The following is a 21,856-nucleotide window of genomic DNA, read 5'->3' on the forward strand; positions in this document are numbered from 1 at the left end:
CGTGGGCGGTCAGCGCATCAACGGCGCGCGGACGGCGTTCTCCACGAGGTCGAGCACCGGGCCGAGGTCGTCGGCGGGCAGCCCCATCGCCAGGTGCGAGACCAGCCCCTCCAGCACCAGCTCCAGGTACTGGGCGAGCACCGGCACCGGCACGTCGTCGCGCAGCGCGCCGGCCGCGGCCTGACGTTCCAGCCGCGCCCGGGTCGCGGCGGTCAGCGCGCCGGAGTGCTCCTGCCAGCGGGCCCGGAACTCCGGCTCGGTGCGCAGCCGTCGGGAGACCTCCAGGCGGGTGCCCAGCCAGCTGCGGTCCGAGCCGCCGCGCAGCAGGTCGCGCATGACCTGCACCAGGCCCTGCTCGGCGACGACGTCGGCCATCCGGGTGGCGTCCTGCTCGGCCAGGGCCAGGAACAGCGCCTCCTTGTCCCGGAAGTAGTGGAAGATCGCGCCACGGGACAGCCCGGTGTACTCCTCGAGCCGCCGGACGGTGGCGCCCTCGTAGCCGTGGTCGGCGAAGCAGGTCCGGGCACCGGTGAGGATCTGCTGCCGGCGTGCGGCGAGCTGGTCGGTGCTGACGCGGGGCATGGTCCCCAGTATTCCGTACGCTTGTCCTGCATGTGTGGACGGTCGTGTCGCCGGTCACCGGCGGCACCGACGACCACGGTTTCATCGCGTGCGGGTGTCACACCTCGGGGGTAGCGTCGACGTGGTGACCCTGGACGACCAGAGCACCGACGGTGTGCTCCGCAGCGTGGGGGAGGCCGAGGCCTACGTGGCCTCGGTCTGCTTCAAACACGGCCCCCCGACCCTGGCCGGTGTCGAGATCGAATGGATGCTCCACCGACCCGGTCGACCGGCCGACCCGGTCGACCTCGACGCCGTGCGTGCCGCTCTCGGCCCGCACCGCCCGGCCTCCCTGGACCCCGCCTCGCATGCGGCCCCGCTCCCCGCGGGCGGCACCGTGACCGTCGAGCCGGGCGGCCAGATCGAGATCTCCAGCGCTCCCGCTGACTCGCTCGAGGCCCTCCTCCGCGCCCTCGGCGCCGACGCGGCCCACCTCCACGGTCTGCTCGCCGAGCACGGCCTGCGCCCGCACGACCGCGCCGCCGACCCGGTCCGGCCCGCCCGGCGGCTGCTGGACCTGCCGCGCTACGCGGCCATGGAGTGCGTGTTCGACGGCGTCGGCCCGCACGGACGCAGCGGGATGTGCTCCACGGCGGCGGTTCAGGTCAGCCTGGACGCCGGCCCGGCCGCGGGGATCGCCGAACGCTGGGCGGTCCTGCACGAGCTGGGCCCGGTGCTGCTCGCAGCGTTCGCGAACTCGCCGGTGCAGCACGGCCGCCGCACCGGCTGGAAGTCCTCCCGGCAGGCGTGCTGGCTCAGCCTCGACCCCGCGCGGACCGCGCCGCCGCCCACCGCGACGCCCGGTACCGACCCGGCCGCCGCCTGGGCGCGCCGGGTGGTCACCACCCCGCTGCTGTGCGTGCGCGGCACCGGGACCTGGTCGGTGCCGGCCGGGGTCACCTTCGCCGACTGGGTGTCCGGCCGCGCCCGCGGCGGGGTCCTCGACCGGCCGCCGACACTGGCCGACCTCGACTACCACGTCTCGACCCTCTTCCCGCCGGTGCGCCCGCACGGCTACCTCGAGGTGCGCTACATCGACGGTCAGGCCGGCGACGACTGGGCGCTGCCGACCGCGGTGCTGCTGGCGCTCACCTCCTCCGGCCCCGTCGTCGACCGGGTCCGGGAGCTGTGCGAGCCGGTCCGCGACGAGTGGGTCGCCGCCGCCCGTCACGGGCTGGACCACCCGGATCTGGCCGCGGCGGCCGCCGGTCTGTTCCCGCTGGCCTGGGACGTGCTGGCCGCCGCGGACCATCCGCTGACCACTGGGCCGGGCCCGCTGCTGGCCCGGCTGCGCGAGGTCACCGAGCGGCACGTGCTGCAGGGGCGCTGCCCCGCCGATGACATCGACCCCGCCGAGCAGGGTGCGGGCCCGACCGCCGATCCGTTCCCGCCGGGGCTCCATCTGGGTTCCGCCCTGCCCGGCGCGCCCGCCGCACGAGAGGTGACCGGTCGAGAACCCGGCCGGTCCGCCGTCGACACCGCCGACCAGGCTGCCCAGGAGGACGTGGCATGACCGCCGATCCCGCCGTTCCCGCCGGACCGCTGACCGGCCCCGCAACCCCGGGGGAGAGCCCGGAGACGATGCGTACCCGCGTCGCCGCACTGCTGGGCCGCTCCCGCGACCGCAGCACCGCGCTCACCGCCCTCGACGACGGCGAGCTGGCCGCCCAGCACTCGCCGCTGATGTCGCCGCTGGTCTGGGACCTCGCGCACATCGGGTCGATGGAGGAGCTGTGGCTCGTCCGCGACGTGGGCGGCCGCGAGCCGCTGCGCCCGGAGATCGACGGCCTCTACGACGCGTTCCAGCACTCCCGTTCCTCGCGGGTCGAGCTGCCGCTGCTCACCCCGGCCGAGGCCCGCGGCTACGTCGCCGAGGTGCGGGACAAGGCGCTCGACGCGCTGAACCGCAGCCCACTGCGCGGTCGCCGGTTGGAGGCCGAGGGCTTCGCGTTCGGGATGATCGTGCAGCACGAGCAGCAGCACGACGAGACCATGCTCGCCACCCACCAGCTGCGCTCCGGGGGGCCGGTGCTCGACGCCGCCCCGCCGCCTCGCCCGGCCGGAGCGGTCGACCCGGCCGCGGAGGTGCTCGTCCCGGCGGGCCCGTTCGAGATGGGGACCTCGGCCGAGCCGTGGGCGCTGGACAACGAGCGGCCTGCGCACGTCGTGGACCTGCCCGCGTTCCGGATCGACGTGCACCCTGTCACCAACGGCGCGTTCGCGGCGTTCGTCGACGCGGGCGGCTACGACGACCCCCGGCTGTGGACCGACGCCGGGTGGGCGCACCGCACCGACGAGGGACTGGTCGCGCCACGGTTCTGGTCCCGCGACAGCGACGGCACCTGGTGGCGGCGCCGGTTCGGCGTCGTCGAGCGGGTGCCCGACGACGAGCCCGTCGTGCACGTGTCCTTCCACGAGGCGCAGGCCTACGCCCGCTGGGTGGGCAAGCGCCTGCCCACCGAGGCCGAGTGGGAGAAGGCAGCCCGGCACGACCCGGCGACCGGCCGCTCGCGGCGCTTCCCCTGGGGCGACGACGAGCCGCGCGCCGAGCACGCCAACCTCGGACAGCGCCACCTCCAGCCCGCCCCGATCGGCTCCTACCCGGCGGGGGCGTCCGCCCTGGGGGTGCAGCAGATGGTCGGCGACGTCTGGGAGTGGTGCGACTCCGGCTGGCACCCCTACCCGGGGTTCAGCGTGTTCCCGTACCCCGAGTACTCCGAGGTGTTCTTCGGCGGGGACTACGCGGTGCTGCGCGGCGGGTCGTTCGGCACCGACCCGGCGGCGATCCGGGCGACGTTCCGCAACTGGGACCACCCGATCCGCCGGCAGATCTTCGCCGGATTCCGGCTGGTCCGCGACGCCGGTGTGTAGGCACCTCGCGTACCTGGGTGAGCCGGCCACGCTGGCGTCGCTGGTCCTGGAGCCGGAGCACGGGCTGCTCGCCCAGTCCTACGCCCCGGCCGACATGCGCGGCGGCGGCACGATCAACGCCGACGGCCACGGCACCGGCTGGTACCCGCCCGGCAGCACGACGCCGGTACGGGTCCGGTCGGCGTCACCGCTGTGGTCCGACACCTCCTACGCCGCGCTGGCCGCGGCGACGACGTCGGGAGCCGTACTCGCCGCCGTCCGCTCGGCGACGGTCGGGATGCCGGTGACGGCGACCGCCGCCGCCCCCTTCACCGACGGGCGGTGGCTGTTCAGCCACAACGGCGTCGTCCGCGGCTGGCCGGACTCCCTCGCGGCCGCCGCGGCGGCGCTGCCCGTCACCGACCTGATGACCCTCGACGCCCCCACCGACGCCGCGCTGCTGTGGGCGGTGGTCCGGCGCGGTCTCGCCGACGGCGCCGACCCCGCCGACCTGCTGGCCCGGGTCTGCGCCGACACCGAGCGGAGCGCACCCGGCTCGCGGCTGAACCTGCTGCTCACCGACGGCACGACGATCTGGGCCACGGCCTGGCGGCACGCACTCGCCGTCCGGGCCGGACCGGCGGGCGTCACCGTCGCCTCCGAACCCACCCATGCGTTCCCCGACTGGACCCGGGTGCCCGACCGGCACCTGGTGGTGGCCCGACCGGGCCACCACGAGAGTCATGACCTAGGAGCTCCGTGAGCACTCCCGGCGCCATCCAGCTGGACGTCCACCTCTCCGACACCGATGCCGACACCGCGCTGCGGTCCGACGTGCGCCGCGGCCTCGCCGCGTCGCCGAAGGAGCTGCCGCCGAAGTGGTTCTACGACGCCCGCGGGTCCGAGCTGTTCGAGCGGATCACCGAGCTGCCCGAGTACTACCCGTTCCGCACCGAGCGGGCTCTGCTCACCGACTCCGTCGACGACATCGCCCGCTCCTCGGGCGCCGACACCGTCGTCGAGCTGGGGTCGGGGTCCTCGACCAAGACCCGGCTGCTGCTCGACGCGTTCACCCGCGCCGGGACGCTGCGCCGCTACGTGCCGCAGGACGTGAGCGAGTCCGCGCTGCGCGGCGCCATCGACGAGCTGCACCGTGACTACCCGCAGCTGGAGCTGCACGGCGTGGTCGGCGACTTCACCCGCGACCTGGACCGGCTGCCCGGGGCCGACCCCGGCGGGAAGCGGATGATCGCCTTCCTCGGCGGCACCATCGGCAACCTGATGCCCGGCCCGCGCCACGACTTCCTGGTCCACGTCCGCTCGGTGCTGCAGCCCGGTGAGCAGCTGTTGCTCGGCACCGGCCTGGCCACCGACCCGGCGGTGATGGTCCCCGCCTACGACGACGCCGCCGGGGTCACCGCGGAGTTCAACCGCAACGTGCTGCACGTGCTCAACCGCGAGCTGGACGCGACCTTCGACGTCGACGCGTTCGACCACGTCGCCGTCTGGGACGCGGAGAACTCCTGGATCGAGATGCGGCTGCGCGCCACCCGCGACATGCGGGTCCGGATCGCCGACCTCGACCTCGACGTCGCGTTCGCCGCGGGGGAGGAGCTCGCCACCGAGATCTCGGCGAAGTTCACCCCCGCGACGGTCGACGCGTTCGCCGCCGCCGCCGGGTTCGCCACGACGCGGCGCTGGGTCGACCCCGACGCGCGGTTCGCGCTGACGCTGCTCACCGCCGCCTGAGGTCCGGCGGTGCTGCGCCGGCCGGGCGCAGCACCGCCGACGGCGTGGTCCCGGTCTCCCGGCGGAACGCCGTGACGAACGCCGAGGGCGTCGCGTGGCCGAGGTGCCGGGCGACCACGCCGACCGGGCGCCCCGCGACCAGCGGCTCCACCGCGAGCACGCACGGTGCGGGCCGGTCGATCGGGCAGCGGCCGGGCCACAGGTAGATCCCGCGCATCTCGGCGACACGATCCGGCAGCCCAGCGGTTCCCGGCCACCGCGGGTGGCGCCTAGCGTCGCGGACATGGCGATGAACGCGCTGCACCGACGGATCTGCCGCTCCGACTCCTGGGCCGACCGGATGCACGGGACGACGTTGCCCTGGGCCACCCGCGGCGTCGACCTCACCGGCGAGGTCCTGGAGATCGGCCCGGGCTACGGCGTCACCACCCGCTGGCTCGCGGCGCGCACCGGGGCGCTGACCGCGCTGGAGGTCGACCCGGTGCTGGCCGAGGACCTGCGCGCGGGCCTCGGGGGTGAGTTCGGTGTCGACGTCCGGCACGGCGACGGCGCCGCCCTGCCCTTCCCGGACGGCAGCTTCGACGCCGTCGTCTGCTTCACGATGCTCCACCACGTCCCGACGCCCGGCGAGCAGGACCGGCTCTTCGCCGAGGCCGCGCGGGTACTGCGTCCCGGCGGGACGTTCGCGGGCATCGACTCCCGGATGACGCTGCGGTTCCGGACGATCCACATCGGGGACACCCTGACCGCGGTCGACCCGGCGACGCTGCCGCGGCGGCTCGGGGCGGCCGGGTTCGCACGGCCGGAGACCGAGCTGGGTGCGCGGTCGTTCCGGTTCCGGGCCGGCCGCGGCTAGGGTCGGGTGCATGAGCACCGACTGGCGCCACGACGGCGTCCGGGTCATCCCCGGCGACATGCTGGACGCCAACACCCCGCAGACGCCCGGCATGCACCGCGCCGCCGCCGTCACCGGGGACCGGGTCGGCGCGCAGCGGCTGTGGGCGGGCACGGTGACCATCCACCCCGGCGCCCGCACCGGTGCGCACCACCACGGTGAGCTGGAGAGCGTCATCTACGTCGTCCGCGGCCGGGCCCGGATGAAATGGGGCGAGAATCTGGAGTTCATCGCCGAGGCCGGGCCGGGCGGGTTCATCTTCGTGCCGCCGTTCGTGCCGCACCAGGAGATCAACGCCCTCGACGACGAGCCGCTGGAGTGCGTGCTGACCCGCTCCGGTCAGGAGCCGATCGTGGTCAACCTCGACATCACCGGGGTGCCCGACCCCGAGCACGTCCCCTGGGTCGACCCCCTGCACCCACGGCGCTGAGCAGCGTCACCGCGAGGGCGACCGCGAGCAGCGTCCCCAGCACGACGTCGATCACCGGCCACGTCCGCACCGACGGGTCCAGCCCCAGGGTGAACACGGCCAGCGGATCCACGAGCCGCCCGCGGTAGGCGAGCAGCGTCGCCGGTCCCAGCGCGAGCAGCAGCCCCACGACCCGGCCCACGGTGCCCGCCGGCCCCGGGTGCCGGCGACCCCACAGCGCCGCGAGCGCGAGCAGCACCAGCCCCGCCAGGATCGGCGGGAGCCAGGCCCGCCACAGCCCGACCGGCAGCACCGGGACCGGCGTCCCCTGCCGGAAGACCAGGCCCGGAACCTGCTGGAGGACCACCAGGACGGCGACCACCGCGGCGACGACCGGCGTCGCCCGGCACGGCCCTCCGGACGGCTTCCCGCCGGGCGGCTCCTCGGACGGCACGGCGCTCACGGTGGCCGACGATACGGGGCCGTCCCGGCCGTCCGGCCGTCACCGCGTCGGGTGGGCGCCCGCGGGGCGCTCCGACCGGTAGCGTCGGTGCCGATGCGGCGGCGGACGGACGAGCAGGCGGCCGCCCCGGTTCCGGCCGGGGCCCGCGACTCCGGGGCAACCCCGGGGTGCACCGGCACGATGCAGCACGGCGTCCCGCGCGCGGGTGGCAGGACAGCGCTGCCGGCGGCGCGCGGCGGACGGAGAACACCGGTCGACCCCCGCCGCCGCATCACCCCGCTGTCCGTGGGCCGCCGCACGGCACGGGGCCGCTGATGGCGCCGGACCCGGTGGCGATCGCCGCGGCCGCCTGCGCCGGGCGCTGGGGAACGGACCCGCTGACCGAACGGCTCGCCCGGCTCGGCGGCTGGTCGGGCCCCGACGAGCTGGCCGGCGTCGTGGGCGCCCTCGTCGCCCGGCGGCGCCGCGCCCCGCGTGGATCCCCGGCCGGTGTCGAGGCCGAGGTCGCCGCGCTGCTGGCGGGGCCGCGCAGGCACCGGCCGGTCGTCCAGCCCGACCCGGTGTGGCGCCTGCCGGTGCCGCGCTGGACGGACCTGCCCGCCCTGGCCGCCGCCCTGCACCTCGACGACGGCGAGCTCGCCTGGTTCGCCGACCCCGGCGGCTGGCTGCGGCGTACCCCGGACGGCCCGCTGACCCGCTACCGGCGGCACTGGACGCCGTCGCGCTCCGGGACGCCGCGCCTGGTCGAGGCACCCGCCCCGCGGCTCGCCGAGCTGCAGCGCCGGATCGTGCGCAGCGTGCTCGACCGGATCCCGGTGCACCCGGCCGCACACGGCCACGTCCGCGGCCGCAGCCCGCACACCCTCGCTGCGGAGCACCGGGCCCGGCCGATGGTGCTGCGCCTGGACCTGGAGGGCTTCTACTCCCACGTCACCGGCGGCCGGGTCGCCGGACTCCTGCGGGTCGCGGGGTACCCGCCCGCCGTCGCCGCCGCCGTCGCCGGGCTGCTCGTCACCACCACCCCGCCCGGGGTGCTGCGCGTCTGCCCGCACCGGGGCGACCCCGCCCCACGACGGCGGCTGCTCGACCGCCTCGCCGCACCGCACCTGCCGCAGGGGGCGCCGTCGTCGCCGACGATGGCGAACCTGCTCACCTACGGGCTGGACCGGCGGCTGAGCGGCCTGGCCGCCGCGGTCGGCGCCGCCTACGGCCGCTACGCCGACGACCTCGTGTTCTCCGGCGGCGCGACACTGCCGGTGCAGGGCCTGGCGCAGCGGGTGGCCGCGATCGCCGCGGAGGAGGGCTTCCGCGTCCGCCCGGACAAGACCCGGATCATGCCCGCGCACCACCGCCAGCGGATCGTCGGGCTCGTCGTGAACGGCGGCGAGCCCGCGGCGTCGCGTCGCGACCACGACGAGCTCCGCGCGATCCTGCACAACGCGGCCCGTACCGGCCCGGACGCCCAGAACCGGGCCGGGCACCCGGCCTTCCGCGAGCACCTGCTGGGACGGATCGCCTGGGTGGGGCACGGGCGCCCGGCCCGGGCGGCGCGACTGCGGGAGCTGTTCGACCGCATCGTCTGGTGAGCGGCCCGGGAGCGGAAACGGCGGGCGCCGGGGGAGCGCGGCGGCTACGGTGACGGCCGTGAGCAGCCCGGAGTCGAACAGGCGGTAGCCACCGGTCCCCACCGGTGGCGGCGACCTCCCCTGCCCGCTCCCGGTGACGAGGCCGGACCGGCGTCCGTTCCACGACCCCGTCACCCACGGAGTTCCACCGTGCTGCTCGTCGTCCTCGCCTGCGCCGTGTTCGCGCAGACCACCTCGGAGTTCATGCTCGCCGGGCTCGTCCCGGACATCGCCGCCGATCTCGGTGTCACCCCGCTCGCCGCCGGGTCGCTGACCGCGGCGTTCGCCGTCGGGATGGTCGTCGGCGCGCCGCTCGTGGCGCTCGCCGCCCGCCGGCTGTCACCGCGGCTCGCGCTGCGGGGGTTCCTCGCCGCGTTCGTCGCCGTGCACGTCGCCGGGGCGCTGGCCCCCGGACTCGGGGTCCTGCTGGTCACCCGGGTGCTCGCGGCGCTGTGCACCGCCGGGTTCCTCGCCGTCGCCCTGTCGGTCGCGGTCGCCGCCGTGCCCCCGCAGCGCACCGCCCGCGCGACCGCGACCCTGCTGTCCGGCACGACCCTCGCCCTGATCGCCGGCGTCCCGGCCGGAGCGCTGGTCGGGCAGGCGTTCGGCTGGCGGGCGACGTTCTGGTCGGTCGCGGCGGTGGCCGCCGTCGCGCTGGTGGGGGTCGTCGTCGGCGTACCCGCCGGCGACGGCGGCCGGGCACCCGCGCCCGGCCTGCGGGCCGAGCTGACGGTGCTGCGCCGGGGCCCGGTCGTCCGGACACTCGCGCTCTGCGCGCTGGTGAACAGCTCGACGTTCGCCGCGCACACCTATCTGGCCCCGCTGCTGGCGACGGCGGGCGGCCCGCCCGTGGTGCCCGCCGGGCTGCTGCTGTTCGGGGTCGGCGCCGTCGCCGGAGTGGGCGTCGCGGGCCGGTTCGCCGACACCCGCACTCGTCCGCTGCTGCTCGTCGCGGGCGGTGCGCTGCCGGTGGGCTGGGCCGCGCTCGCGCTCGGTTCCGGACATCCGGCGGCGGTGCTCGCACTGGTCGGGCTGGTGGGTGCGCTCGGGTTCGCGGTCGGGTCGACGCTGGTCGTCCGGGCACTGACGCTCGCCCGCGAGGCGCCGACCGTCGGCGGCGCCGTCGCCACCGCGTCGCTGAACGCCGGGGCGACGGTGGGCCCGCTGCTGGGCGGTGCGGGACTCGCCGTCGCCGGGCCCACCGGTCCGGTGTGGACGGCGGCGGCGCTGGCCCTGGTCGCTTCGCCAATGCTGGCTTCGGTCGCCCGCCCGGCCGGCGTGCCGGACCCCGTCATCACTTCCGATGAACGGCCGTCCGGACGATAACGACGTGCTCCGTCCGGAGCGATCCACCGGGCGTACGGGCCGTGTCGGGCGGCCCCGAGGTCGACCGGGGAGACCGCGCGATGATCCTGCACCGCCGCGCACGCCGTTCCGTGCCCCGCCTCGTCCTGGCCGCTGTGGTGCCGGCGACGACGGCTGCCGCGCTCTGCGTCGCGTCGTTCGCGTCGGCGGCGCCGGTGATCGCCGGGCCGACGGCCCTGCGGGCGGCGGCGTCGGGGCCGAGCGCGGTGACGCGGGACTTCCCGGCGCCGGTGGTCCCTGACGGGATAGTGCCCGCCGCGCCACTGGAGTCGTTCGTCCAGGAGCCGGTGGTCTACACCTGTGAGCCGTGGGCCGACGCCGAGTTCGGGGACCCGGCACACCCGGACGACATCACCAACAAGGCCTGCCCCGAGCTGAACGCCGCGAAGGAGCAGGCGCAGCGGGAGTACCTCGAGCAGCAGCGACGGCAGAGTGGCGAGTACGTGGACCCGGCCGAGCTGGTCGCTCGCGGCCAGTACAAACCGGGCGCGGGCTACCCGGTGGGCTCGGCCGAGCGGGCGAGATGTCTGCAGAACCCTCTCGACCCGATCTGCGGGGGCTGAGCCGTGCACGCGACGCTCCTACGGTGGCTCTCACTGGTCGGGGTCCTCGTCGTACTCACGACCGGCGTGGTCACCGCGTTGGTCGTGATGCCTGCCTCGAATCCGGTCGCCGCACCGCCCGCGCCTCCCGCGGTCGCCGTGGTCGTTCCCCCACCGGTCGCCACCGCGGCGTCGGCGACGGGGGTGGACGCGGTCGAGCAGACCCCGCGCACGACGGCTCCCGCCGCGACCCCGGCGCCCGTCCCACCGTCGGCCGTGGCCGGGACGGACCTCGACGGGCTCTGGGCGCGCTGGCAGCAGCTGAACGACGTCTGCCGCGGCGAGACCGGCCCGGACAGCGACCGGGCCTGCGTCGACCGTGCCGAGGTGCAGGAACGCCATGCGCGACGCAGCGCCGACGAGTTCCTGACCGCGTGGCGGGCCGGTGACGCCACCGGGATGCGCCGGCTCAGCGCCGACGACGCCACGGACAACGTTGGCCGCCCCCTGGTGCCGAACCTGGTCGCGTTCATCCCCGCCGAGTCGCGTGTCGAGCTGAACTACGACGTCGTCGGCTCCGGCCGGGTGTCCGCCTTCATGACGACGACTGGCGGCGGCCCCGCCCTCTATCTGGAGTGGGACATGGACTACGAGCGCGGATGGGTCGTGGCGAGCTACGCACCCGACGTGGGCTGACCACCGAGCCGCTCGTCGCCGTACACCGTCCGCGCAGCTCAACGGGCACTCATCGAACGCATGGTCGAGTAGAATCAGATGCGTGGACGAGCTCTGGAAGACCGACGACGAGGACCTTCTCGTCGCGGTCGCGGCCGTCCAGGAACGGATCAACCGCGAGTCCGCGTCCCTGGTCGCCCTCGTCGCCGAGGTCGCCACCCGCGGTCTGGCCGGGGCGAAGGGGTTCCGGGACACCGCGGACCTGCTGCGCACGGTGCAGAACGTCGGGGCGTCCACCGCCCGTGCCCGGGTCGACGCCGCCCGGAAGCTCTCGCCGCTGTTCCTGATCACCGGTGACCAGGTCGACCCCGAGCTGCCGGTGCTGGCGGAGGCGTTCGAGCAGTGCGCGGTGACCCCCGAGCACGTGCGCGTGATCATCCGGGTGCTCGCCTCGCTGCCCCCGCATCTCGGCGAGCACCGGCCGGTGCTGGAGGCCGACCTCGTCGCCCACGCCGGGACCCTGGATCCCGATGCGGTGGACACGCTCGGCAGGCGGGCCGTCGCGCTGCTGGATCCCGACGGGCCGCGTCCGCGGGAACCGAAACCGACCCGCAACCGGCTCGCGTTGCGTCCGCAAGGGTCGGGGTTCGAGGCGCGGGGCTGGCTGGACACCGAGTCCGCCGCGGTCCTGCGCAGCGCGCTGTCGCCGCTCACCGCCCCGGTCCCGCCCGACGGCGCCGGGCAGGCACGGGACGAACGCTCCACGGCCGAGCGCAACGGGGACGGTCTGGTCGAGCTGGCCCGTCGGTTGCTGGCGGTCGGGGACCTCGGCGTCGAGAACGGGCTGCCGGTGGCGCTGACCGTGACGGTGCCCCTGGAGACCCTGACCTCGGGTGCCGGGGCGGGGTTGCTCGGGTTCGGTGCGGGTGGGTTGTCCGCGGCGATCGCGGCGCAGGGCGCTCTGCGGTTGGCGTGTGATGCGCGGGTGGTGCCGATCGTGCTGGCGTCGACGGGCGAGCCGTTGTTCGTCGGCCGGGAGCAGCGGCTGGCGAACCGGGCGCAGCGTCGCGCGCTGGCCCAGCGCGACGGCGGGTGCGCGTTCCCGGGGTGCGAGGCGCCGCCGCAGTGGTGCGTGGCCCACCACGTCCGGCACTGGGCCCACGGTGGATGCACCGACCTGACGAACCTGGTGCTGCTGTGTCCGCACCACCATCGCATGATCCACATCGGGGACTGGGCGGTCGAGATCGACGGCGGGTTCCCGGTGTTCCATCCACCGCCCTGGGTGCCGGGCGGGCCCCGGCGCAACCCGCTCCACCGGCCCGACCTGCCCGTCCCACGAACCCCTCGGCACAGTGCTCCGGTGCTGCTCGACGCCGTCCTGGCCTCGTCGTGAGTGGCCTACGCGCGCGCCGCGGTCACAGCGACTCCCACTCCAGCTCCGGGCCGGGCGGCCGCTCCCACCCGCCCAGTCGCAGCACCGCGTCGACGACGTCGCCGGTGAACCCCCACACCACGTCGTCGCCCACCCGGAACCCGGGGCCCCGCCAGGCCCCGCCGCCGGCCCGGAGCCGGAACCGGTGCGCCGAGCCGGCCAGCACCGCCGGCGGCACGTGCAGCACCGCCTCGGTCTCGGCCGGGTCGACCGCGTGCAGCCGGGTCGGCGTCCGCCAGTGCCCGAGCACCGCGGTCACGTGGAACCCGGTCAGCAGGATCAGACGCGGCAGCATCGCGACGACGTCCACACCGGACGGGTCCAGCCCGGTCTCCTCGGTAGCCTCCCGCAGCGCCGTCGCGGCCGGGTCGGCGTCGCCCGGGTCCGCGCGGCCCCCGGGGGAAGGAGATCCCCCCCCCCGGAGTGGCGCAGCCGCCGGGCCCCACCGCTGCAGGACGACCTCCGGGCCGTCCGGGCCCTGCCCGAGCAGCACCAGCACGGCCGACTGCCGTGGCCCGACGTGGTCGGCCGGCAGGTCGTTCGTGCTGATGTCGCGCGGCCCGGCGTGCTCCAGCCCGCGCAGCAGCGGACCCATCCAGTCCGGGGCCAGTCCGGGGCCCGGCCGGGGTCGGGCCGGGCGGCGTCGAGCCGGCGCCGGGCCGCGGCCACGTCACACGTACGGCCGGGTGATCATCTCCAGATAGTGGCCGGCCGGGTCGAGGAAGTACACCCCGCGCCCGCCGTGACCGTGGTTGATCTCCCCGGGACGCGTGCGCTGCGGGTCGGCCCAGTGCTCCGTCCCATCCTCGACGAGCCGGGCGTACGCGCGGTCGAACAACGCGTCGTCGACGAGGAACGCGTAGTGCTGCGGCTGGATCTCGGGCACCACGTCGAGCGGCAGGTCGGCGAACTGGACGAGGACACCGCCGTCGAGGGCGATGTTGGTGAACGGCCCCCAGGACGGCGCCTGCGCCGCCTCCAGGACGTGCCGGTAGAACGCGGCGGAGGCCACCCGGTCCCGGGTGGCGATGATCGTGTGGTTGAACGTGCAGGCCATACGGGTCTCCTGACGACAGCGGGGACCACGCGAACGACCTGCGGTAGGAGCTGCGCCCGCGGGCCCGTGCGGGACTGGCGAGAACTCCTTCCGGCTGGGCCCATCGGGGGCGCAACGCGGAGGTTATCAGCGCAGGGCCGCGTTGCCGACGTCCTGCGCGGCCCGCAGCCCCGGGCCGACCGGGACCCGGCCGGCGAACAGCTCGTCGAGCGCGGGCTCCATCGCCGTCGTCGCCGCGCCGACCTTCGGGCCGGACGGGGCCGGGGTCGTCGGGCCGTCCGCGACGAACTCCCGGGTGTCGACGCCGCGCCGGGCCCAGTAGTCGAACCAGCCCCGCTGGGCCGCCGTCACCGCGGGCAGCCCGGCGCCGCTGTCGCCCACCGGGGCGGCCCCCTCGGGAGAGCCCAGCCAGCGCAGCACCCGCAGGATCTCCGGGCGCCTCGGGCTGTCGGCGTTGCCGGCGGCCACGATGCTCGACACCACGCTGACCCGGCCCCGCGGACCCTCGACCATGGGGGCGACGCCCCACTCGAACGGGGCGCCCTCGGCGATGTTGGCCAGGTTGTAGGTGCCGCTCTGGAACAGCGCCATCCGGCCCTGCAGGAACTGGTCGCGGCTGAAGTCCGGGTTCTGGTTCGTGTCCGCCGCGGACGGCGCCACCCGCTCGGTGTTGATCATGTCCACCAGGTAGCCGAACGCCTGCTCGCCCGCGGGTGTCGCGACGTCGAAGGTCTCGTCGGGCGCCTGGAGCCGCCCGCCTGCCGAGCCGAGGAAGTCGAGATAGATCGCCTGCAGGTCCCGGGCGGCGTTGAAGCCGTACTGGCGCACGGTGCCCGGGTCGAATCCGGGCGTGCCGGCGCTGCGTCCGGCGGCGTCGCGGGTCAGCCTCCGGGCCGCGGGGAGCAGGGTGTCGCGGGCCGGGTCCGTGGGGTCCCAGCGCAGCGCGGCCGGGTCGACCCCGGCGGCGCGGACCAGGTCCTTGTTGTAGAACACGGCGATCCGGCCGTCGGTCACCACCGGGACGCCCCACAGGGTCCCGCCGCGGGTGTACTGCTCGGCGGCGGCGTCCACCCAGCCGGCGCGCTGGTCGGCGAGCGCGGCACCGACGTCGATCAGTCTCCCGGCGTCGGCGAACGCCCCGAAGTTCGAGGAGTTGACCCAGTAGATGTCGGTCGCGGTGCCGGACGCGACGTCCAGCGGCAGCGAAGTGAAGTAGTCCGAGAACGGAACCTGCACGAGCTCGACCCGGATGTCCGGGTTGGCCCGCGAGAACGCCGCGAACGAGCGCTCGTAGGCCGCCGCGACCTGAGTGTCCCACAGCCTCAGCGTCACCGTGGTGACGCCGTCGTCGTCGAAACGGGACGCCGGCGAGCACGCCGCCAGCAGCAGCACCCCGACCAGCGCCAGGGCGGCGCCCATCCGCCGTCTCACCGGAACCCCGTGATCGTGATCGAGCGGACCACGCTGCGCTGGAACACCAGGAACAGCACGATCAGCGGGACGATCGCCACCGTCGTCGCCGCCATCACGACCGGCCAGTTCCCGTTGTACTGCGTCTGCAGCCCGGCCGTCGCCACCGTCATCACCTGCCAGGTCCGGCCGGAGGTGATGACCAGCGGCCACAGGAAGTTGTTCCAGTGCGTCACCACGGTGATCACCGCCAGCGTCGTGAGGATCGGCCGGCTCACCGGCACCACGACGTGCCGCAGGATCCCGACCGTCCCGGCGCCGTCGAGCCGGGCGGCGTCGATCAGGTCCTGCGGGATGGTCCGGAAGTGCTCACGCAACAGGAAGATCGCGAACGGCGACCCGAGCACGTAGGGCAGCACCAGCGCCCAGAACGTGTTCCGCAGCCCCACCTCGGTCATCATCAGGTACAGCGGGATCACCGTCACCGCCTGCGGCACCATCAGCGTCCCCAGGTACACCCAGAACAGCGCGTCCCGGCCGGGGAACTCCAGCCGCGCGAACGCGTACGCCGCCAGCACCGAGAACAGCAGCTGCCCCACCAGGACGACGACCACCACCTGGGCGGTCACCGCGATCGGGGTCACGAAGTCGTAGTCCCGGCCGAACAGGGTCACGATGTTCTCCACCGTCGGCGGGGCCGGCGGTGACAGCACCGGCGTCGACGCGAACTGCCGGGTCGTCTTCAGCGCCGTCGTCACGCTCAGCACGAACGGCGCCAGCGTCGCCACCGCGCCCACCAGCAGCGCGACCAGCACGGCCGCGTCGACGAGCCTGCCCCGCCTCACGTGTCGAGCTCGTAGGTCGTGCGACGGCTGAACCACCGCTGCTGGGCCACGGTCACCACCACCAGGATCACGAACAACACCACCGCCATCACCGCGGCCTGCCCGACCGCGCGGTTCTCGAACGCCTCGTAGTAGATCCGCCCCGCGACGACGTCGGTGACACCCTGCGGGCCGCCGTTCGGCGTGAGGGCGTACACCGAGTCGAACACCTGGAAGCTGGAGATCACCCCGGTGACCAGCACGAAGAACAGCGTCGGGCGCAGCAGCGGCAGCCGGATCCGCCACAGCAGCTGCCACGCCGAGGCCCCGTCGAGCCGGGCCGCCTCCACGATCGTGTCCGGGATGGCGCGCAGTCCGGCCAGGAAGAACAGGGCGACGTAGCCGACCTGGGTCCAGGCGGTCACCGCGGCGACCGACGGCAGCGCCAGCGCCGGGTCGGCCAGCCACTCGACGCGGATCCCGAGCAGCGCGTTGAGCGCGCCGTCGGTGGGGGACAGGATCCACCGCCACACCACGCCCAGCACCAGCGGCGCGCAGATCCACGGCAGCACGAAGACCACCCGGAACACCGTCGTCCCGGGCAGCCCGCGGTCCAGCAGCAGCGCCGCCGCCAGCCCGAGCACGGTCTGCACCGGGATGACGATGAGTACGAAGAACGCCGTCACCAGCAGGGACCGCGCGAACCGGCCGTCCGCGGCGACCGCGACGACGTTGTCCAGCCCGACGAAGGTCCGCGGCCCGACCAGATCCCACCGGAACAGCGCCAGCCCCAGCACGATCAGCACCGGGACCAGCAGGAACAGCAGCACGCCCACCAGGCTGGGGGCCAGCAGCAGGTACGCGGTGCGGGTGTCCCGCCGGGACCGGCTCACGTCCCGTGGGCGAAGCCCGCGGCCTCGCTCCCGCGGACGGGACCGGCCTGGCGGCGCAGCCGCTCCCGCACCCGCGTCAGGTCGTCGAGCAGCAGCGCGGCCAGGTCGTGACTGAACCCGTTGCGGACCACGATCCGCAGCGCCGCCAGGTCCTCCCGGTTCTCCGGGAACGTGTACGCCGGGACCAGCCACCCCGTCTCGCGCAGACCCGCCGACACGTCGAACACCGAGAACGGCTCGCCGTCGGCGACGGTGAACGCGAACACCGGCAAGTGCGAGCCGTCGGTGAGCAGCCGGAACGCGCCCGTCGCCTCGATCCGCCGGGCCAGCCCGGTCGCGATCTCCCGGCAGGTGCCCTGCACCCGGGCGTAGCCCTCGTGCCCCAGCCGCAGGAAGTTGTAGTACTGGGCGATCACCTGGCCGCCGGGGCGGGAGAAGTTCAGCGCGAACGTCGGCATGTCACCGCCGAGGTAGTTCACCCGGAACACCAGGTCCTCGGGCAGCGCGTCGGTGTCGCGCCACACCGCCCACCCGACGCCCGGGTGCACCAGGCCGTACTTGTGGCCGGAGGTGTTGATCGACGCCACCCGCGGCAGCCGGAAGTCCCACTCCAGGTCCGGGTCGCAGAACGGCGCGACCATCGCCCCGGACGCGCCGTCGACGTGCACCGGCACGTCCAGCCCGGTGCGGGACTGCAGGTCGTCGAGCGCCGCGCACAGCTGCGCGACCGGCTCGTAGCTGCCGTCGAAGGTCGACCCCAGGATCGCCACGACGCCGATGGTGTTCTCGTCGCACAGCGCGACGGCCTCGTCGACGCCCAGGTGCAGCCGGTCGCCCTCCATCGGGACCAGCCGCGGCTCCACGTCCCAGTAGTTCGCGAACTTGTCCCAGCAGATCTGGACGTTCACGCCCATCACGATGTTCGGGCGGTCCGTCGGGAGACCCGCCGCCCTCCGCCGGTGCTGCCAGCGCCGCTTGAGCGCCAGCCCGCCGAGCATGCAGGCCTCCGACGAGCCCGTCGTCGAGCAACCGATCGCGCGGCCCGGGTCGGGGGCGTGCCACAGGTCGGCGAGCATCCGCACGCACCGCTGCTCCAGGTCCGCGGTCCGCGGGTACTCGTCCTTGTCGATCATGTTCTTGTCGAAGGACTCGGCCATCAGCCGCTCGGCCTGGGGCTCCGCCCACGTCGTGACGAACGTGGCCAGGTTCAGCCGGGCGTTCCCGTCGAGCATCAGCTCGTCGTGCACCACCTGGTAGGCGATCTCCGGGTGCATCCCCGTGTCGGGGATGCGGAAGCGGGGGATGTCGACGGGCTCCGCGGCGAAGACCGGGTTGACCGGGACCGCGCGGTCGTCGCCGCGGTCCTCCGAGGGTGAGTGCGCACCGGGCATGATCCGAACCTAGAACCGGACGGCCCGGTCCGCTCAGGTTCCCAGCAGCTTCTTCTGGACCTTGCCCATCGGGTTGCGGGGCAGGCCGTCGAGGAACACGACCTCGCGCGGCCGCTTGTGCCAGGACAGCTGCCCGGCGACGTGGTCGATGAGGACCTGGGCGTCGTGGCCGTCGCCGACGACGTAGGCGACGATCCTCTGGCCGAGGTCGGGGTCGGGGACGCCGACGACGGCGACCTCGGACACGGCGGGGTGGTCGAGCAGGACGGCCTCGATCTCGCCGGACCCGATGCGGTAGCCGCCGGACTTGATCAGGTCGGTGGACTCGCGGCCGACGATGCGGTGGAACCCGCCCGCGTCGCGGACGGCGAGGTCACCGGTGCGGAACCAGCCCTCGCCGGCCCAGCACTCGTCGTTCGCGTCCGGGCGGTTCAGGTATCCGTCGAACAGCATGGGGCCGCGGACCTGCAGGCGGCCGACGGTCTCGCCGTCGTCGGGGACGGTGTCGGCGTCGGTCGGGTCGTCGGTGGCGGGGAGCAGGCGGGTCTCGGCGCCGGGGACGGGGAGTCCGACCCAGCCGGCGCGGCGTTCTCCGGAGGCGTGCGCGGACAGGGTGATCATGGTTTCGGTCATGCCGTAGCGCTCCACCGGCGCCTGCCCGGTGAGCGCGGCGATCCGGTCGAACAGCGATGCGGGCAGGGGCGCGCTGCCCGACACCAGCAGCCGGGCGCGGGACAGGGCGCGGGCGGCGTCGGGTTCGTCGACGATGCGGTTCCACACCGTCGGCACCCCGAAGTACATCGACGCCCCGACCGCGGCGTAGCGGGCGGGCTGCGGCTTCACGGTGTGCACGACGCGGGAGCCGCGGCGCAGTGATCCGAGGACGCCGAGGATCAGGCCGTGGACGTGGAACAGGGGCAGGCCGTGGGCGACGGTGTCGTCGGGGGTCCAGTCCCAGACCTCGTAGAGGGCGTCGAGGCCGTCGGCGATCGCGGCGCCGGAGAGCTGGGCGCCCTTGGGGCGTCCGGTGGTGCCGGAGGTGTAGAGCAGCATCGCGGTGGCGGCGGGGTCGACCGGGCGCGGGCCGATCGGCTGCGCCCCCGGTAGGACCACGGGGAGGTCGACGTCGTCGGGGCGTTCCCCGGCCCAGGCGGTGGCGCCGGAGTCGGTGAGGACGTGGCCGCGCTCGGCGGGCCCGGAATCCGGCGGCACGGGCACGACCGGCACGCCGGCGAGGATCGCGCCGGTGACGGCGACGACGGTGTCGATCGAGGCGGTCGCGTGCACCGCGACCGGGCCGTCGCCGGGGATGCCCGCGGCGAACCGGCCCGCCCGGTCGACGAGCTCGGCGCGCGAGAGCACGTCGTCGCCGACGGTGACGGCGCGGTCGAGGTCGTGGCTGTCGGTGAGCGAGGTGAGGAACAACGTCGTTCTCCTGGTGGTGACGGGGTCAGACCGCCATGGCGGGCAGCACGAGGGCTCCCACCAGCGCGATCGGGCCGATGACGACCATGGACAGGCCCCAGCGGGTCAGCAGCGCGGTCATGCGGGGGCGTTCCTGCTCGTCGACGGTCGTGGCGACCAGCGTCGCGCCCACCGTCGAGAAGGGTGACACGTCCACGATGGACGAGCAGACCCCCAGTGCGCAGATCAGTGCCCAGCCCGGGATCCCGCCCTGCTGGACCAGCGGGATCGCCAGCGGCACCAGCGCGGCGAGGATGCCGGTGGTCGACGCGAACGCCGACACCAGCCCGCACACCGCGCAGACCACCAGGGCGGCGAGCAGCGGGACGGTGAGGCTCGCTGCGAGGTCACCCAGCAGGTCGACCGAGCCGATCTCCTGCAATACACCGACGTAGGTGATGATCCCGCCGACCAGCAGGACGGTGGACCAGTCGATCTCCTTCAGGGCGCCGCGGCCGCTGTCCGGGTCGATCAGGGTGAGCGCCGCGCCGAAGGCGAAGGCCAGCACCCCGACGTCGGGCTCGGCGCCGAGCACCGCCAGCACGACGACCGCCGCGACCAGGCCGAGCATCGCGACGACGGTGATCCAGTGCGTCACGCGGAACGGCTCGCGGGCCGGGGGCTGCTCGTCGCCGGGCACCCCGGGCCCGGCGCCGCCGCCCGTCGTGACCGGGACGCGGCTGCGGGCGGAGAACATCAGGTAGGACGCGCCCAGCAGCACCAGGTTCGCGATGATCGCGACCGCGAACAGGGTCAGCGGGTTGAGGGCGATGCCCGCCGCCGACGCCGTCCCCCAGGTGACGATCCCGAACAGCGACGTCGGCGCGAACCCGCCCGCCGACAGCCCGGTGCCGATCGCCAGCGCCATCAGCATCGGGTCCATCCCGCGCCGGTGCGCCACCGTCATCCCGATCGGCGCCATGACCAGCCCGCCCAGTGGCGAGCCCATCGCCGACACCACACCGGTGAGCAGGAAGAACGTCAGCGGCAGCGCCGCGGTCCGGTCGCCGACGACGACCAGCGCCCGGTCCACCAACCGGCCGATGGTGCCGTTGGACTTCGCGATCCCGAAGAAGAACGTCACCCCGACCAGCAGGACCAGGATGTCGACCGGGAAGCCCGCGACGATGTCGTCGAGCGGCAGGCCCGCGACGAGCAGCCCCATGCCGGCGGCGGCCGCGAACATGACGATCCCGATGTGGGACCGGCGGACCTCGGCGATCACGAAGACCGCCGCGAACACCACCAGCGTGATGACCTGCACCGCCATGCCTACCCCCGTTGGTACGCGCTTGTCGTATCGGTCCATCTGGTGGCACAGTGGTGCGCACAGTGGACCGCCCGGAGCGGACACTAGGTCGCCCGAACGGGGGAGGTCAACACCGACGATGGCTCCGACGAACAGCGTGGTGACCGCGGTCCGCGTCCTGGAGGCGGTGGGGGAGCGTCAGCCCGTCGGGCTGTCGGACCTGGCCCGGGCGGTCGCGTTGCCCAAGAGCACCGTGCAGCGCACCCTGCGCACGCTCGCCGAGGTCGGGTGGTGCGTCACCGACGACACCGCACGCTGGCGGCTCACCTACCGCGCGTTCGCCGTCGGCAACCAGGCCCGCGACGCCCGCGGCCTGCGGGCGGTGGCGGTCCCGGTGCTGCACGAGCTGCAGCTCGCGACGGGGGAGACCGTGCACCTGGCCGCCCCGGACGGCCGCGAGCTGGTCCTGCTCGAACGGCTCGACACCGCGCACCGGCTGCGCGCGTTCCTGCCGTTGGGCCACCGCATCCCGCTGCACGCCTCGGCCACCGGCCAGGCCTACCTCGCCGCCTGCACCCCGGCGGAGGTCGACGCCTACCTCGCCGGCCCGCTGGAACCCTCCACCCGGCACACCGTCGTCGACCCCGACCTGCTGCGGGCCCGGATCGCCGAGGTGCGCGAGCGCGGGTGGTCGGTCAATCCCGAGGGGCTCTCCGACGGCATCGCCGCGGTCGGCGCCCCCGTCCTCGGTCCCGACGGCCGTCCGGTCGGGGCGCTGTCGGTGTCCGGCCCCACGGTGCGCATGTCCGAGGAGGTCTTCGACGACCACGGCCGCGCCGCCGCCGACGCCGCCCGGCGCATCTCCCGCGACCTGGGGGCCCGCCCGTAGGAACGACCCGCAGGAACGACGGAGCCCGCCCCCTCGGTGAGGGGACGGGC

Annotated in this window: 23 protein-coding genes; 12 read left to right on the top strand and 11 right to left on the bottom strand. The window is 74.9% G+C overall.

Annotation, left to right across the window (positions count from 1 at the left end):
- Positions 1-9: 9 nt before the first annotated feature.
- Positions 10-582 carry a TetR/AcrR family transcriptional regulator gene (locus DMP15_RS15115; RefSeq protein WP_226357288.1) on the bottom strand — a complete coding sequence of 191 codons (573 nt, stop codon included), beginning with the start codon at positions 580-582 and terminating at the stop codon, positions 10-12.
- Between the two features lie 124 nt (positions 583-706).
- Between DMP15_RS15115 and egtA the strand changes: the two genes are divergently transcribed.
- The 4 genes from egtA to egtD all read left to right on the top strand — a co-directional run bounded on the left by egtA (position 707) and on the right by egtD (position 5,220).
- Complete coding sequence (gene egtA / locus DMP15_RS15120) at positions 707-2,134, top strand: ergothioneine biosynthesis glutamate--cysteine ligase EgtA (RefSeq protein ID WP_337826051.1); 1,428 nt, start codon at positions 707-709, stop codon at positions 2,132-2,134.
- Between the two features lie 68 nt (positions 2,135-2,202).
- Complete coding sequence (gene egtB / locus DMP15_RS15125; protein ID WP_435829250.1) at positions 2,203-3,492, top strand: ergothioneine biosynthesis protein EgtB; 1,290 nt, start codon at positions 2,203-2,205, stop codon at positions 3,490-3,492.
- Positions 3,485-4,234, top strand: a complete 750-nt coding sequence (gene egtC, locus DMP15_RS15130) for an ergothioneine biosynthesis protein EgtC (RefSeq protein WP_073574742.1) — start codon at positions 3,485-3,487, stop codon at positions 4,232-4,234. Before egtB ends, egtC begins: the two co-directional genes overlap by 8 nt.
- Positions 4,231-5,220 carry an L-histidine N(alpha)-methyltransferase gene (gene egtD / locus DMP15_RS15135; protein WP_100877655.1) on the top strand — a complete coding sequence of 330 codons (990 nt, stop codon included), beginning with the start codon at positions 4,231-4,233 and terminating at the stop codon, positions 5,218-5,220. Before egtC ends, egtD begins: the two co-directional genes overlap by 4 nt.
- On the opposite strand, the gene DMP15_RS15140 is transcribed toward egtD, so the two are convergent.
- Positions 5,207-5,437: an AraC family transcriptional regulator gene (locus tag DMP15_RS15140; protein ID WP_073574743.1), complete on the bottom strand. Its 231-nt coding sequence runs from the start codon at positions 5,435-5,437 to the stop codon at positions 5,207-5,209. The genes egtD and DMP15_RS15140 overlap by 14 nt on opposite strands.
- Positions 5,438-5,503: 66 nt before the next feature.
- Here DMP15_RS15140 and DMP15_RS15145 point away from each other — a divergent pair, with 66 nt between their 5' ends.
- A complete protein-coding gene (locus DMP15_RS15145) occupies positions 5,504-6,076 on the top strand; it encodes a methyltransferase domain-containing protein (protein ID WP_179762684.1) in 573 nt (190 codons plus the stop codon).
- 10 nt (positions 6,077-6,086) lie between these two features.
- Positions 6,087-6,545 carry a cupin domain-containing protein gene (locus DMP15_RS15150; protein ID WP_073574745.1) on the top strand — a complete coding sequence of 153 codons (459 nt, stop codon included), beginning with the start codon at positions 6,087-6,089 and terminating at the stop codon, positions 6,543-6,545.
- Here DMP15_RS15150 and DMP15_RS15155 read toward each other — a convergent pair.
- The gene (locus DMP15_RS15155) at positions 6,484-6,987 is read right to left on the bottom strand and encodes a hypothetical protein (RefSeq protein WP_073574746.1); all 504 of its coding nucleotides are present in this window, start codon (positions 6,985-6,987) and stop codon (positions 6,484-6,486) included. The genes DMP15_RS15150 and DMP15_RS15155 overlap by 62 nt on opposite strands.
- A gap of 314 nt (positions 6,988-7,301) precedes the next feature.
- Here DMP15_RS15155 and DMP15_RS15160 point away from each other — a divergent pair, with 314 nt between their 5' ends.
- From DMP15_RS15160 to DMP15_RS15180, 5 genes are all read left to right on the top strand, one after another.
- The gene (locus tag DMP15_RS15160) at positions 7,302-8,573 is read left to right on the top strand and encodes a reverse transcriptase family protein (RefSeq protein ID WP_083658213.1); all 1,272 of its coding nucleotides are present in this window, start codon (positions 7,302-7,304) and stop codon (positions 8,571-8,573) included.
- 189 nt (positions 8,574-8,762) lie between these two features.
- Complete coding sequence (locus DMP15_RS15165; RefSeq protein ID WP_304580061.1) at positions 8,763-9,938, top strand: MFS transporter; 1,176 nt, start codon at positions 8,763-8,765, stop codon at positions 9,936-9,938.
- Positions 9,939-10,018: 80 nt separating this feature from the next.
- Entirely contained in the window at positions 10,019-10,540 is a 522-nt protein-coding gene (locus tag DMP15_RS15170) for a hypothetical protein (RefSeq protein WP_161151564.1), read from the top strand.
- A gap of 3 nt (positions 10,541-10,543) precedes the next feature.
- A complete protein-coding gene (locus DMP15_RS15175) occupies positions 10,544-11,215 on the top strand; it encodes a hypothetical protein (protein ID WP_337826053.1) in 672 nt (223 codons plus the stop codon).
- 82 nt (positions 11,216-11,297) lie between these two features.
- A complete protein-coding gene (locus tag DMP15_RS15180; RefSeq protein ID WP_073574749.1) occupies positions 11,298-12,590 on the top strand; it encodes an HNH endonuclease signature motif containing protein in 1,293 nt (430 codons plus the stop codon).
- 22 nt (positions 12,591-12,612) lie between these two features.
- Here DMP15_RS15180 and DMP15_RS15185 read toward each other — a convergent pair whose 3' ends face one another.
- From DMP15_RS15185 to DMP15_RS15220, 8 genes are all read right to left on the bottom strand, one after another.
- On the bottom strand, positions 12,613-13,224 hold the full coding sequence (locus DMP15_RS15185) for an NUDIX hydrolase (RefSeq protein WP_337826054.1): 612 nt from the start codon (positions 13,222-13,224) through the stop codon (positions 12,613-12,615).
- 75 nt (positions 13,225-13,299) lie between these two features.
- Positions 13,300-13,686: a VOC family protein gene (locus DMP15_RS15190; protein WP_073574751.1), complete on the bottom strand. Its 387-nt coding sequence runs from the start codon at positions 13,684-13,686 to the stop codon at positions 13,300-13,302.
- 126 nt (positions 13,687-13,812) lie between these two features.
- On the bottom strand, positions 13,813-15,105 hold the full coding sequence (locus tag DMP15_RS15195) for an extracellular solute-binding protein (protein ID WP_073574752.1): 1,293 nt from the start codon (positions 15,103-15,105) through the stop codon (positions 13,813-13,815).
- An 8-nt stretch (positions 15,106-15,113) separates the two neighbouring features.
- Positions 15,114-15,941, bottom strand: coding sequence for a carbohydrate ABC transporter permease (locus tag DMP15_RS15200; RefSeq protein WP_145982971.1), 828 nt, complete (start codon positions 15,939-15,941; stop codon positions 15,114-15,116).
- Entirely contained in the window at positions 15,938-16,813 is an 876-nt protein-coding gene (locus tag DMP15_RS15205) for a carbohydrate ABC transporter permease (RefSeq protein WP_073574753.1), read from the bottom strand. The genes DMP15_RS15200 and DMP15_RS15205 overlap by 4 nt, the downstream gene beginning before the upstream one ends.
- The gene (locus DMP15_RS15210; RefSeq protein ID WP_073574754.1) at positions 16,810-18,204 is read right to left on the bottom strand and encodes a glutamate decarboxylase; all 1,395 of its coding nucleotides are present in this window, start codon (positions 18,202-18,204) and stop codon (positions 16,810-16,812) included. The genes DMP15_RS15205 and DMP15_RS15210 overlap by 4 nt, the downstream gene beginning before the upstream one ends.
- Before the next feature lie 33 nt (positions 18,205-18,237).
- Complete coding sequence (locus DMP15_RS15215; protein ID WP_073574755.1) at positions 18,238-19,629, bottom strand: acyl-CoA synthetase; 1,392 nt, start codon at positions 19,627-19,629, stop codon at positions 18,238-18,240.
- 25 nt (positions 19,630-19,654) lie between these two features.
- Complete coding sequence (locus DMP15_RS15220) at positions 19,655-20,938, bottom strand: SLC13 family permease (RefSeq protein ID WP_073574756.1); 1,284 nt, start codon at positions 20,936-20,938, stop codon at positions 19,655-19,657.
- Positions 20,939-21,056: 118 nt separating this feature from the next.
- Between DMP15_RS15220 and DMP15_RS15225 the strand changes: the two genes are divergently transcribed.
- Entirely contained in the window at positions 21,057-21,806 is a 750-nt protein-coding gene (locus DMP15_RS15225) for an IclR family transcriptional regulator (protein ID WP_073574757.1), read from the top strand.
- The last annotated feature ends 50 nt before the right edge of the window (positions 21,807-21,856 follow it).

It is taken from the genome of Pseudonocardia sp. UM4_GMWB1 (genome assembly GCF_017312155.1).
GTDB lineage: Bacteria > Actinomycetota > Actinomycetes > Mycobacteriales > Pseudonocardiaceae > Pseudonocardia > Pseudonocardia alni.